At 68.5% G+C, this 12,664-nt stretch carries 14 protein-coding genes; 2 read left to right on the top strand and 12 right to left on the bottom strand.

Features of this window, described 5'->3' with window-relative positions:
- Positions 1–33 precede the first annotated feature (33 nt).
- From Q7W02_17075 to Q7W02_17060, 4 genes are read right to left on the bottom strand one after another with little or no spacing between them, the layout of a single operon-like run.
- Positions 34–918: a branched-chain amino acid ABC transporter permease gene (locus Q7W02_17075; protein ID MDO8477872.1), complete on the bottom strand. Its 885-nt coding sequence runs from the start codon at positions 916–918 to the stop codon at positions 34–36.
- Positions 919–967: 49 nt separating this feature from the next.
- Complete coding sequence (locus Q7W02_17070; GenBank protein ID MDO8477871.1) at positions 968–2,155, bottom strand: ABC transporter substrate-binding protein; 1,188 nt, start codon at positions 2,153–2,155, stop codon at positions 968–970.
- 33 nt (positions 2,156–2,188) lie between these two features.
- A complete protein-coding gene (locus Q7W02_17065) occupies positions 2,189–3,076 on the bottom strand; it encodes an SMP-30/gluconolactonase/LRE family protein (GenBank protein MDO8477870.1) in 888 nt (295 codons plus the stop codon).
- Entirely contained in the window at positions 3,073–3,264 is a 192-nt protein-coding gene (locus Q7W02_17060; GenBank protein ID MDO8477869.1) for a 4-oxalocrotonate tautomerase family protein, read from the bottom strand. The genes Q7W02_17065 and Q7W02_17060 overlap by 4 nt, the downstream gene beginning before the upstream one ends.
- Before the next feature lie 139 nt (positions 3,265–3,403).
- Between Q7W02_17060 and Q7W02_17055 the strand changes: the two genes are divergently transcribed.
- Together Q7W02_17055 and Q7W02_17050 are read left to right on the top strand one after the other, a co-directional pair.
- Positions 3,404–4,426, top strand: coding sequence for a PD-(D/E)XK nuclease family protein (locus Q7W02_17055; GenBank protein MDO8477868.1), 1,023 nt, complete (start codon positions 3,404–3,406; stop codon positions 4,424–4,426).
- A 15-nt stretch (positions 4,427–4,441) separates the two neighbouring features.
- A complete protein-coding gene (locus tag Q7W02_17050; GenBank protein MDO8477867.1) occupies positions 4,442–5,155 on the top strand; it encodes an HAD family hydrolase in 714 nt (237 codons plus the stop codon).
- Between the two features lie 155 nt (positions 5,156–5,310).
- Here the strand turns inward: Q7W02_17050 and Q7W02_17045 are convergent, their stop codons facing one another.
- The 8 genes from Q7W02_17045 to Q7W02_17010 all read right to left on the bottom strand — a co-directional run bounded on the left by Q7W02_17045 (position 5,311) and on the right by Q7W02_17010 (position 12,664).
- Positions 5,311–6,657 carry a pitrilysin family protein gene (locus Q7W02_17045; protein MDO8477866.1) on the bottom strand — a complete coding sequence of 449 codons (1,347 nt, stop codon included), beginning with the start codon at positions 6,655–6,657 and terminating at the stop codon, positions 5,311–5,313.
- 56 nt (positions 6,658–6,713) lie between these two features.
- Complete coding sequence (locus Q7W02_17040) at positions 6,714–8,054, bottom strand: pitrilysin family protein (protein ID MDO8477865.1); 1,341 nt, start codon at positions 8,052–8,054, stop codon at positions 6,714–6,716.
- 58 nt (positions 8,055–8,112) lie between these two features.
- Positions 8,113–8,811 carry an SDR family NAD(P)-dependent oxidoreductase gene (locus Q7W02_17035; GenBank protein MDO8477864.1) on the bottom strand — a complete coding sequence of 233 codons (699 nt, stop codon included), beginning with the start codon at positions 8,809–8,811 and terminating at the stop codon, positions 8,113–8,115.
- Entirely contained in the window at positions 8,808–9,107 is a 300-nt protein-coding gene (locus tag Q7W02_17030) for a 4a-hydroxytetrahydrobiopterin dehydratase (GenBank protein ID MDO8477863.1), read from the bottom strand. The genes Q7W02_17035 and Q7W02_17030 overlap by 4 nt, the downstream gene beginning before the upstream one ends.
- 11 nt (positions 9,108–9,118) lie before the next feature.
- Positions 9,119–10,027: a ParB/RepB/Spo0J family partition protein gene (locus Q7W02_17025; protein MDO8477862.1), complete on the bottom strand. Its 909-nt coding sequence runs from the start codon at positions 10,025–10,027 to the stop codon at positions 9,119–9,121.
- Positions 10,028–10,106: 79 nt separating this feature from the next.
- A complete protein-coding gene (locus tag Q7W02_17020; GenBank protein MDO8477861.1) occupies positions 10,107–11,093 on the bottom strand; it encodes a branched-chain amino acid ABC transporter permease in 987 nt (328 codons plus the stop codon).
- Positions 11,090–11,953, bottom strand: coding sequence for a branched-chain amino acid ABC transporter permease (locus Q7W02_17015; protein ID MDO8477860.1), 864 nt, complete (start codon positions 11,951–11,953; stop codon positions 11,090–11,092). Before Q7W02_17015 ends, Q7W02_17020 begins: the two co-directional genes overlap by 4 nt.
- Before the next feature lie 6 nt (positions 11,954–11,959).
- A complete protein-coding gene (locus tag Q7W02_17010; protein MDO8477859.1) occupies positions 11,960–12,664 on the bottom strand; it encodes an ABC transporter ATP-binding protein in 705 nt (234 codons plus the stop codon).

The following is a 12,664-nucleotide window of genomic DNA, read 5'->3' as shown; positions in this document are numbered from 1 at the left end:
GGCGCCCGGCGTTCGGGCGGACAACCCCCGTGGTCATTTCAGCGGCTTTCCGAGCAGGCCCCAGGGGCGAATGATCAGCACGGCGGCCATCAGGGCGAAGATGGAGAAGATGGAGAAGCGCGGGAAGAAGAGAATGCCGAAGGAGAGCACTTGGCCGTAGATGAGCGCCCCGAGGAAGGTGCCCCAGAAAGAGCCGAGCCCGCCGATGACTACGACCACGAAGGCTTCGACGATGACCTCCGTGTCCATCCCGGGCACGACCGAGCGCATCGGCGTGATCAGCGCGCCGCCCAGCCCGCCGAGGAACGATCCGAGCACGAACACCCCCGTGTAGAGCGCGTTGACGTTCACGCCGAGAGCGCCCAGCGTCTCGCGGTCGAGCGCGGCGGCGCGGATGAAGCGGCCGGCGCGCGTGCGCTGGAGCGCGAACCAGAACCCGAGTGCGATGGCCGGGCCGAGGAGAATGATGAACAGGTTGTAGTACGGGATGGTCGCCCCGAAGAGCGAGAGCGCGCCAGTCAGGCCCGGCGGCCGGCTGACGGACTTCTGCTGCGTGCCCCAGAGGATCTTGGCTGCGTCGCTCAGGATGAGCACGAGCGCGTACGTGAAGAGCAGTTGGTAGAGCTCCTCCTTGCCGTAGAGGCGCTGGAAGAGGAAGCGCTCGACGAGCCCCCCGAGGACAGCCACGCCGAGAGCCGAAAGGAGCACGGCCCACCAGAAGCGCCCCGGACCCGTGCCGAGCCAATGGACGAACTGGTAGGCACCGTAGGCCCCGAGCATGTAGAAGGAACCGTGCGCGAAGTTGAGCACCCGCAACACGCCGAAGATGAGCGACAGTCCCGAGGCGATGAGGAAGAGGAACATCGCGGCTGTGAGGCCGCTCAGCGCCTGCGCGAAGACGAAGGAAAGATCGGGCACGAGAAGCGGGGCGGAGGGGGCGGCGGATCGCCCCCTCCGCGCGCGGCGATTAGTCCATGAACCTGGCTGGGTCCACGTAGATGATCGGTTTCAGGATGGGGAACGGATATTTGGCATCCTTGACCACCTGGCCGTACAGAAGGCCACGGGTAGCCTGGTGGTCCTTCTCGCGGATCGTCATCTTGCCATGCGGCGTGTCGACCGTGAGGCCGAGCAGCGCCTTGGACACCTTGTCCGAATCGGTGCTGCCAGCCTTCTTTATGGCCTCGGCGAGGACATGGATGCCCATGTACCCCTGGATGGCCCAGGAGTTCGGGTACTCATCCTTGAGGTACTTGCTCAGTCGCGCGTTGTACTCTCTTTGCGCGGGCGGCCCCTCCGTCCAGTAGAAGGCATCGTAAGTGTTCGCTGTGATCCCCACCGGATACTCTGCGCCCAGCGCCTTGGTTGTCTCCGGCGAGCCGGCCTCGCCCACGCCGATGAAATTGAGCTTGATGGCCTCGAAGTACCCGAGCGGCCTGGCCTGCTTGACGAATGTGACGAAGTGCCCGCCCCAGAGCGACGAGAACACGGCTTCGGGCTTCTTGGCGAGCTGCGCGTTGATGAAGGGCGTGTAGTCCGCCTCACCGAGCTTCGGCCACTGCTGATCCACGATCTGCACGCTGGGCTTGAGCTTCTTGATGTGTTCGACGAACGATTTGGTGACGTCTTGGCCGTAGGCGTAGTCTGGGCTGATGGTTGCTATCCTGGTCACCGGCCACTTGGCCACGAACTCGGCCGCGCTGCGCCCTTCCATGGTGGTGTTTGCCGAGGTGCGGAACACGTAGGGGTGAAGCTTGTCCGGGGCGGTGAGCTGATCGGTCTTCGGGATGTTGGCGATGAAAACGATCTTGTTTTCTTTGGCCACTACGGAGACCGCCGGACCCTCGGCCGAGGTGAGCGTGCCCACGAGGAAGTCGACGTTCTCCTTCAGGATGAGCTCGCGCGACACGCGCACGGCCTCGTTGGCGTCGCCCTTGGTGTCGCGCGGGATCAGCTCGATCTTCCGGCCCAGCACGCCGCCCTTGGCGTTGATCTCCTCGACGTACATCTGGGCGCCCTTGAGGGCCGGCTCACCGAAGAGAGCGCCCGAGCCCGACAGGATCATGGGGTAGCCGACCTTGATCGGTTTCTGGGCTTCGGCCGCGATGGGCAGGGCCAGCATCGCGGCCAGCAGCAGCGTGAGTGCACGAATCATGACGAGCCTCCTTTGGCTGTGTGCTGCGGAGTGCTACAGGGCCGGGAAGCCCGGCACTTGCACCCGGATCCGGTATATGGACGTGGACGCGGTGATGTAGAGACTCCTGTAGTCGTCGTCGCCCCAGGCGAAGTTGGCCGTGCGCTCGGGCACGCGGATCACGCCGAGGCAGGCTGCCTCGGGAGTGAAGACGTGGATCCCGCCGGGGCCGCAGCAGTACACGTTGCCGGCCGAGTCGATCTTCATGCCGTCGGGGGCGCCGGGGCCCTCGCCCGTCGTCTCCGCCCACACGCGGCCATTGGTCAGGCCGCCGTCCGGCTTCACGTCGAAGACGCGGATGTGCTTCCGCGCGGTGTCGTTGATAAAGAGCCGACGGCCGTCCAGCGAGAAGCAGAGACCGTTGGGCCGGTCGAAATCGTCCACGAGGAGCGTCGGGCGCGTCGGATCGCTGCCGGCGCGGTAGACGCCCTGGAACGGCAGCTCCTGTGGGCGCTTGACCCCGTAGACCTCCGCGCGCCCGTACGGCGGGTCGCTGAAGTAGACGGAGCCGTCGGCGGCGCAGACGATGTCGTTGGGGCTGTTGAGCTGCCTGCCGTCGTAGTGCGTCGCGACGGGCGTGATACGGCCGTCGGGCTCGGTCCGCGACACCTGGCTCGAGGCGTGCTCGCAGGCAAGGAGCCGGCCCTGCCTGTCCCACGTGAGGCCGTTGGACATGTTGCACGGCTTGCGGAAGGTCGTCACGCCGTCCTTCGCCGACCAGCGGCGGAGGTGGTCGCCCGGCATGTCGCTCCAGAGCAGGTACTTGCCCGTGGGATGCCAGAGCGGCCCCTCGGTGAAGAGGCAGCCGCCGGCGATCTTCTCGAACTCGACCTTCGGGCCGACGACGGCCGTGACGCGCGGGTCGCGGATCTCGATCGTCACTTCTTGATCGGCTCCCCGGGCTTGCCCGCCGCGTACCAGTCGTGCGGATTGACCTCCTCGATCACGACCCACACGGCCTCCTTCGGCAGGCCGGTGACGTCGGTGATCGCGCCGGTCACGCGCTTCGCAATCTCGTCCTTCCGCTCCTTGCCCCAGCCTTCATAGATGCGGATGTTCACGAATGGCATGTGGCCCTCCTGTGGGCAAGCAGTGACGTTCGAACCGGGCGGTCCCTGGAAGCGCAGGGAGCCTAGCACGCTTCGGCGGCGAGGGCCACGACGGGACGGCGCGGCGCGTCAGCGTCTTGGGGGGTGCTATGCTTGGGTCGTGGCCGACCTCGTCAACGAGTTTTCCTGGTCCCGCACGCGCGACAATGTCTTCAAGGAGTGCCGGCGGCGCTACTTCTACCAGTACTACGGCGCCTGGGGCGGCTGGGAGGCCGACGCCGACCCGCTCGTGCGCCGGCTCTACGTGCTCAAGCGGCTGGGCACGCGGCAGATGTGGGCGGGGCGCCTCGTGCACGAGACGGTGGAGCGGGCGCTGCTCGCCATGCGCGACGGCCACGCCCTATCGGAGGCGGCGCTCATCGAGGACACCGTGCGGCAGATGCGCCTCGAGTGGCGCGGTTCGAAGGACGGCGTGTACCGTGAGCACCCCAAGCGGACGGGCCTTTTCGAGCACGAGTACGGCGTCCCCATCCGCGACTCGGAGTGGCAGGCTCTCCGCGACCACATCGTCCGCTGCCTGCGGAACTTCCACCGGCTGCCGCTGTTGGAGGATATCAAGCGGACGCCGACCGAGCGCTGGGCTTTCATCGAGGACATCGGCTCCTTTCCCTTCGAGGGCACGCGCCTGTTCTCGGCGCCGGACTTCGGCTACTGGAACGCCGCCGACCGCCTCCAGCTCGTGGACTGGAAGACGGGAGGCAACGGCGCGGGCGCCGGCATCCAGCTCGGCGGCTACGCGCTATACGCTCTCGAGGTGATGCGCGTCGAGCTGTCGCGCGTGGACCTGCTCGAGGTCAACCTCCGCGAGGGCAAGGTTACCGCGCACCCGTGGGACGAAGCCAGTCTCGACCGCGTCCGCGAGCACATCCGTCTCTCCGTGCGCGCGATGAAGGCCTACCTCAAGGATCCCGAGCGCAATCTCGCCGAAGAGGCCAACTTCGAGAAGGCCGAGGAGCTGCGCATCTGCCGGTGGTGCAACTTCCGCGCGGTCTGCAAGCCGGAGCTGCCACCGTTCACGGCTGAGAACCCCCCTCTCCCCTCTGGGGAGAGGGCCGCAGTTCGAGCTGAGCCGCCGCCCCGCCGAGCCGCAGGCTCGGAGAGCGGCGAGGCGAGGGCTGAGTAGGTGAGGGGCCGAGGCATGAAGGCCCTCCTCGTGGATCTGGACGATACCCTGCTCGACTACTCGGGCGGCGTGGACGAGTGCTGGAGCGCGGCCTGCGAGACCGTCACCGGTCCCGCGGGAGTCGACACGGCGGCGCTCATCGACGCCGTGCGGAAGGCCCGGCGCTGGTTCTGGGACGATCCCGAGCGCCATAGGGCCGAGCGCGTGGACATGCCGGGCGCCTGGCGCAAGATCGTGGAGCACGGCCTCGAGCGGATGGGCGCCCCGAACGCGCCGCTCGCCGCCGCCGTCGCCGAAGACTTCGCCGTCCGCCGCTGGACCGTGATGCGCCTCTTCCCGGGCGTCGCCGAGGCGCTCGGGCGGCTTCGCGACGACGGCGTGGCCATGGCCCTCGTCACCAACGGCGATAAGAGCCAGCAGCGCCGGAAGATCGAGCGCTACGACCTTGCCCGCTACTTCGACGCCATCCTGATCGAAGGCGAGTTCGGCGCCGGCAAGCCCGAGGAGATCGTGTACCGCCATGTCCTCGAGCGCCTGGGAGTGCCCGCGCGCGAGGCGTGGATGGTGGGCGACAACATCGAGTGGGACGTGGCGGCGCCCCAACGGCTGGGGCTGCGCGGCGTCTGGGTCGACCGCGAGGGGATGGGGCTGGCGGCGGCCGGCGGCGTGCGCCCCCACCGCATCATTCGGGAGTTCCCGGAGCTGGCGGACCCGACCCACTCACCCTGACACCCCCTCACCCCGACCGTCTCCCCCAACTGGGGGAGAGGGAAGGATGCAGATCCCCTCTCCCTTGAGGGAGAGGGTCGAGGTTCGAGCTGAACACCGGCCGGGGCCGAAGGCCCAGGTCGGCGTGAGGCGAGGGCTGAAACGGGCGAGAGTGATTACTTGGGCTGGACGATGACGGTCCGCAGGACGCCGAGGTACTTCTGCGCGACGCGCTGGACGTCGGCGGGCGTGACCTTCTTGACATCGGCGGCGTAGCGGTCGAGGAACTCGTATCCCACGCCGGCGATCTCGTAGAAGGCCAGGTACCAGGCCTGCCGCGCGTTCGTCCGTCGGTCCATCGCCTGGCTGCCGAGGACGTAGGCGCGGGCGACGGCCACTTCCTCCGCCGAGGCCTGCTGGGTCCGGATGCGCTCGAGCTGCTCCGTGAGCGCGGGCGCGGCCTTGGGGACGTTCTCGGGCGCTGTCCCGAGGATGCTGATGAAGGCGCTCGTGTCCACGCGCGCGGGATACTGCGCCAGCGTCGTGTAGGCCAGCGCCTGCTGGTCGCGCAGCTCGGAGAAGAAGCGCGAGGCCATGCCGCCGCCCAGGAGAGCCGTGAGGACCTTGAGCGGCGGGTGATCCGGATGCGTGAGCGCCGGCGCGAGGGCCGCCATGAGAATCTGCGCCTGGGCGCCCGGGACCACGGCGGCCTCCCGCGTGGCCGCCATCGCGGGCGGCGCGGGCACGGCGGGGCTGGCGACGGTGCCGGCGGGCAGGGCGCCGAAGATCCGCTGGACCTGCGGGATCACCTCGGCGGTTTTGACGTCGCCGCTCACGGCCAGGACCATCTGTCCCGGCACGTAGTGGCGGCGGTAGTAGGCGAGGAGCGCGTCGCGGGTGAGCTTCTCGACGCTCTCGCGGCGGCCGAGAGGATCCCAGGCATACGGGTTGGAGCCGAAGAGCGCCGCGCGCATCCGGTCCGACGCGACGTCGAAGGGCTTGTCACCGCGGTTGCGGATCTGGCGACCGAGGAAGTCGCGCACCGCCTGTACGGTGCCGTCGGGCAGCGTCGGGCGCAGGGCGCAGTCGCCGATCAGCTCCAGCATCTGCTGCCAGTTGCGCGAGAGCGCCGTCGCGGTGATCTCCGAGTAGTCGGCATCCCCGTAGGCGTCGATGCTGCCGCCCATCCGGTCGGCGGCCTCGGCGATCTGCTCACCGTCCAGCTTTTCCGTGCCGCGCACCAGCATTTGCTGGAGAAGGTTGGAGATGCCCGCGATGTCGGGCGTCTCGGTGCGCGTGCCCATCTTGACCATCAGCGAGTAGGCGACGACGGGCGCCGCCGGATTCTCGCGCACCAGCACCGTAAGCCCGTTGGGCAGGCGCGTGCGCGTGACGCCGCCGCTCTGCGCGGAGGCGGCCACGGGAGCGAGAAGGGTCAGCGCGGCGGCGAGAGCGAGGACGCGGCGGGATCTACTCAGCTCTCGCAGTCCACTCAGCTCTCGGCTCGCGTCTCCGACGCTCACCTCGAACGGCCACGCTCTCGTGCCTACGGCAACTCGGCAGCGTCTCGGCTCGAAGATCATTTCGTTTTCCCCGGCACGAAGGCGATGCGTGCGTAGTCCGTCACCGGCAGGTACCTGCGCGCCGCGTCCCTGATCTGCTCGCGCGTGACGCCGCGGAGCCGCTCGACGTAGCGCAGCTCGTCGTCGAGCTTGCCGGTCAACTGGACCAGGCCGTAGGCCGAGGCGACGCCGTCCGTCGTCTCGTAGGCGAAGGCGTGCTCGGACTCGGCCTTGGTGACGGCGAGCTGGCGCTCCTCCTCGGTCGGGCCCTCCTTCTGAAGCCGCGCGATCTCGTCGAGGATGCGCTGCTCGACCTTCGCGACATCGCCCGCCTCGAGCTGCGCCTGCACGTAGACGATGCCCGAGAGCTGCATCGAGGAGTTGCTCATGTTGATGCCGGACACGATCCGCTCGCCGTCGCGGAGGTTCTTCTGCAGGCGCGCGCTCTCGCTGCCCCCCAGGATGGTCGCGACCAGATCGAGGGCGAAGCTGTCTGGATTGGACAGGCTGGGCGCCTGCCAGCCGAGCGCCAGGTGCGCCTGCTGCTCGGGCCGCTCCACCGTCTTCCGCACCATGCCCTTGATCGGGGCGAGCGGCGGGACAGGCGGCGGCGCGTAGCCCGTCTTGGGGCGCTTGCCGAAGATCTGGTCGACCATGGCGCGGACGGCCTTGGCCCCGACCGGCCCGACGACCACGAGGACCATGTTCTCGGGCGTGTAGTACTGGCTGTTGAAGTCCTTGAGCTTCGCCTGGTTCGCCGCGTTCATCGTCTCGGGCGTGCCCAGCACGGGGCGGCCGTAGGGGTGCCCGGAGAAGACCAGGCCGTAGAGCTGGCGGACGACGGCGCTCTTCGGGGTGTCCGTTTCGATGCCCGCCTCCTCGAAGATGACCTGGCGTTCCGCGTCGATCTCCTTCGGTTCGAAGGTCGAGCGGAACGCCATGTCGTCGAGGAGCCCGAGGGCGGTCCGGGTGCCGTCGCTCGGCACCAGGATCTGGAAGGACGTGTAATCGAACGACGTGAACGCGTTGCTGCGCCCGCCCTGGCCCTCCACGGTCCGGTCGATGTAGCCCGGGCCGAACTTGTCCGTGCCCTTGAAGAGCATGTGCTCCTGAAAGTGGGCGTAGCCGAGGCCGTCGGGCTTCTCGAAGCGGACCCCCGTCGCGACCCAGAGATAGACGGCGACGATGTCGGCGGCGCGATGGTCCTGGATGACGAGCGTGAGCCCGTTGGGCAGGACCTGGACGACGGGCGCGGCGGGTTCGGCGGCGGGCGCGGCCGTTTGGGCCCCGGTGGCGCATCCCGACACGAAGAGCGCGAGAGCCGCCACCACGCCGAGCCGCCGCCACGTGCCGATCATGCGGCGCAGTCTAGCATGCGGACGGGACTCCGAGTCCATACGACCTTGGTCGTAGCGCTCAGACCGGGATGCAGGCGCCGGAGACCGCGCCCGCGCTCGAAGAGGCGAGGTAGGCGATCACATCGGCGACCGCCTCCGTGCTGACCCATCCCGAGCGGTCGGCGTCGGGCATGGCGTGGCGATTCGCAGGCGTATCCATGGTGCTCGGCAGCACCGCGTTGACCGCGATGCCGTGCGGCCGCTCCTCCTGCGCCAGCGCCTGAGTGAGCGCGATCACGGCGCTCTTGCCGACGGTGTAGGCGATGAAGCCGCCGGCCGGCGGCACCACGGCGCGCGAGGACACGTTGACGATGCGGCCGCGGCGCGCGGCCCGCATGGCGGGCAGGACGGCGCGGCAGGCGATGACGGCCGAGGTCAGGTTGAGGTCGATCATGCGGCGCCACTCGGCGAGCGAGGTCGAGGCGAGATCGCCGCCCGCGAAGCCGCCCACCGTGTTGACCAGCACGTCGAGCCCCTTGTGGCGGGCGAGGACGTCGGTGACGAACGCGGCGAGCGCGCCCTGGTTGGTCACGACATCCACCCGGGCGCCGTACAGGCGGCCGAGCTGTCCCTTCTCCACGCGCCCCTGGAGACCCGCCCACTCCTCCGGCACCAGCCACGGCACCGCGACCGAGGCGCCGTCCTGGAGGAAGCGGAGCACCACGGACTGCCCGAGGGCTCCCGTGCCGCCGGTGACGATGGCGACGAGTCCGGTCACGCGCGCGTGCCCGCCAGTGTGTCCATCCGCGCCGCGAGGTCGAAGTCGAGCGCGCTGATGCCGCCCGCGTCGTGGGTCGTGAGATCCACGGTCACGCGGTTCCAGACGTTCGACCACTCGGGGTGATGGCCCATCGTCTCCGCCACGAGAGCGACGGCGCTCATGAAGCCCCACGCCTCGACGAAGTCACCGAACACGAAGGCCTTGTGGAGCTTGCCCGCCGCGAGCGTCCAGCCCGGCAGGGCCGCGAGGCGCGCGGCGACTTCGGTGTCCGTGAGCTTGGTCGGGGCGGCCATGCGGCCTGCTCTCAGCCGGCCGCCGGGGCGCCCATGATCGCCGAGCGCTGGATGTCCTCGTACCGGACCGTGGCGACATCGAAGGCCTCGATGTTGCCGACGAGCTTCTTGAAGGTCTGGTCGAAGGACGGCAGGGTCTTGCGCTCGCGCGTGAGCGGCGTGGTCCGCGCAAGGACGAAGTTCTTGACGTACGGGTGGTTGATCCCGCGCTTCTTGATCTTGGCGACCACGTCCGCCAGCGCCTCGTCGGCCCCGCGGACCAGCTCCGCGCGCTCCTCCCGCTCCTCGAGCGTTTTCGGGAAGCGCCCCTTGAGGAACTTGTCCACGCGGCGCAGGATCGGCGCGAAGGCGCCACCCGCGAAGCGCTTGTTCTTCTCGTAGAGGAGCCCCAGCGTGATGAAGTGCGGCGACTCGAACTGGAAGGCGTAGTCTTCCTCGCCGCTCGACGGCTCGTCGACCACCAGGCCCCGGTACATGCGGATCACCTCGAGCGACTTCTCCTTGAGGTTGTGGGCCTTCTCGGTGTTGAGCGCGAGGATCTGGAACGCGACCTCGTGCTCGGGCACGAGGATGGCGGGCACCATCTTCGCCTTGAGCTTCTCGAGGACGGCGCGGCGGTGGTTGCCGTTGGGCGTCCAGTAGAGGCCGGGCTTGGGCGACATGACGACGATCGGGTCGACGAAGCGGTCGATCTTCTTGACCACGTCCTGGAGGCGCTTGACGTGGGTGGGGGAGAGGTCGCGCTGGTAGGGCGTCGGCTCGACCTTCACCATCGGCAGCAGGCAGAAGATCTGCCAGTGGTCGCCGACGGGCTCGCGGTAGATCGCGAGCGCGTGCCCGCCGTCCTTCTCCACCTGCTCCGCCAGCGCCGCGACCGCCTTCGGCGGATCACCGTCCGGATACACCGCCCACGTTGTCATGGCGCCGATTATCGGACTTGGGGTCAGGTCTTGCAATCCAACATTTGACCGCGTGGCCGAGGCTCGGAAATGTCGTAATTCAAGACCTGACCCCAACCGAGCGCCGGCGGATGGCCTCGCGGATGGAGCCGTAGATGCCCGACGGCAGGAAGATGATGGAGATGATGAGCAGCAGCCCGTAGATCGTCTCAGCCATGCCCAGGAACTTGAGCCCGAAGGCGATGCGCAGCCCCTCGGACAGGGCCGTTGTCAGCGCGGTTCCCACCAGCGGGCCCATCAGCGAGTACATGCCGCCCAGCACGACGGCGAACACGATCTTCAGCGACACGCCGATACCCGAGAGCGTGTCCGGGTTGACGTAGGAGATGTACTGGGCATAGAGGACCCCGCCCAGCGCGGTGAGCGCGGCCGAGACCACCGTGATGCCGAGCTTGAAGCGCGTCACGTGGATGCCCACCGAGGCCGCCGCCGTCTCGTCCTCGCCGATGGCCTCGAGCGCGGAGCGCGCCATGCTCCGGTCCACGCGGTCCCAGACCCAGAGGCCGGCCAGAAACATGCCCAGCGAGGCGTAGTAGAACACGCGCTTGTCGGCGAACTGGAGCGTCCACAGTCCGGACGCGGTGCCCGAGGTCTTGAGGCTCGCGCCGAGCGAGCCGCCCGTCCAGTCGCGCTCGGCGATGACGAGGAGGCGGATGACCTCGCCCACCGCGAGCGTGACCAGCGCGAAGTAGTGGCCGATGACGCGGAAGCGGAAGCACGGGATGCCGAGCACCAGGGCGAGCGCGACCGCCGCAGCGACCGCGAACAGGGCGCCGATCCAGGGCGTGAGCGAGTAGAAGTTCCAGAGGAGCGTGGTCGTGTACGCGCCCACGCCGAGAAACGCGCCGTGGCCGAGGGAGACCAGGCCGAAGCGGCCCATGAGGGACCAGGCCTGGCCGATGAAGGACCAGATGAAGATCTGGATGACCACGTGGAGCACGTACTGCTGCACGCCGCCCATGGGGACGAAGGGGGCGACGACCAAGACCCCGAGCACCGCGCCTGCAAAGAGGCGGCCGCGGCTCATTCGCGCTTTGCCATGATGCCGCCCGGGCGGACGAACATCATCACGATGAAGATGACAAAGGCGATGACGTACCCCATCTCGGTCGAGATGACCACGCCGCCGATGGCGATGATCTCGCTCATGATGAACGAGGCAATGAAGGCGCCGACCATGTTCCCCAACCCGCCCAGCACGCAGATCATGAAGGTGAGCGGCCCGAACTGCCCGCCGAAGAAGGGGTGCACGGAGTACTGGAAGATGAGCAGCGCCCCGGCCAGTCCCGCCATGAGCCCACCCACGGCCGAGGTGACGATGTAGATGCGCTGGGGACTGGCGCCCATCAGCGACATGGCGTCGCGGTCCTGGGACACCGCGCGGATGGCTGTGCCGATGTAGGTGCGGGTCAGGAAGAAGTAGAGCGCGATCACGGCGAGGATGGAGATGACGAAGGGGATGATCCGCGTGGCGGGCAGGAAGATCCCGGCGATCTCGTAGCTCGGCAGGCTCAGGCGCACGGTCTTGTGGTCCGTCGTCCACAGGAAGGTGGCGGCCGACTGGAGGAAGAAGAGGAGCCCGCCCGTCGCCAGTAGTTGATTGATGGGGGCGCTAGTCAGGATAGGAGAGATGATGAGAAGGTGCACGCCGACGCCGAGGAGCGTCCCGGCGGCGAGCGAGACCAGACCCGCCGCCCAGATGGGCCAGCCGAACGCGACGTTGAAGAAGTAGATGGCGTACATGCACACCATGACCAGGTCCACGTAGGCGATCCAGACGATGTCGAGCACTCCGAAGATCAGGTTGAGGCCCAGGGCGAGCAGCGCGAGCACGCCTCCCAGCAGGATGCCGTTGATCGCCGCCTCGACGAGGAAGATCGGGTCCATGGGTCGCTAGACTCCCATGTACGCCTTGCGGACGAAGTCCTGCTCGGCGAGCTCCGCGGCCCGGCCTTCCATCTTGATCCGCCCGACTTCCAGCAGGTACGCGCGGTCCACCAGCTTGAGCACCTGGCGCACGTTCTGCTCGACGACGAGGATGGTGTAGCCCTCCTCGCGCACGCGCCGGATCAGGTCGAAGACGCGCAGCACCATCACGGGCGCCAGGCCCAGCGACGGCTCGTCCAGGAGGATGATCTTCGGCTGCGACATGAGCGCCCGGCCGATGGCCAGCATCTGCTGCTCGCCGCCCGACATGCTGCCGGCCCGCTGCTTCTGGCGCTCGGCGAGCACCGGGAAGAGGGTGTACACGCGCTCAAGGCTCTCGCGGTACCGGGCCCGTGCCGCGGGCAGGAAGGCGCCCATCTTGAGGTTGTCCGCCACGGTGAGGCCGGGGAAGAGGCGGCGCCCCTCGGGCACGTGCGCGATGCCGTGCGCCACGATGTCGTAGGCCGGGTGGCCCGCCAGCTCGGCGCCCTCGAAGGCGATGCGGCCCGAGCGCGGGGCGATCAGGCCGGAGATCACGCGAAGGAGCGTGGTCTTGCCTGCCCCGTTGGGGCCGACGACCGCCACCGCCTCGCCCTCGGCCACGCGCAGGCTCACGTCCCAGAGCGCCGTGAAATGGCTGTAGCCCGCCGTGATGCCGGAGAGCTCGAGCAT

Source organism: Candidatus Rokuibacteriota bacterium, from assembly GCA_030647435.1.
Lineage (GTDB): Bacteria > Methylomirabilota > Methylomirabilia > Rokubacteriales > CSP1-6 > AR37.
Note: the sequence above shows the minus strand (reverse complement) of the source record. Positions and strands in the feature narration are given on the sequence as shown.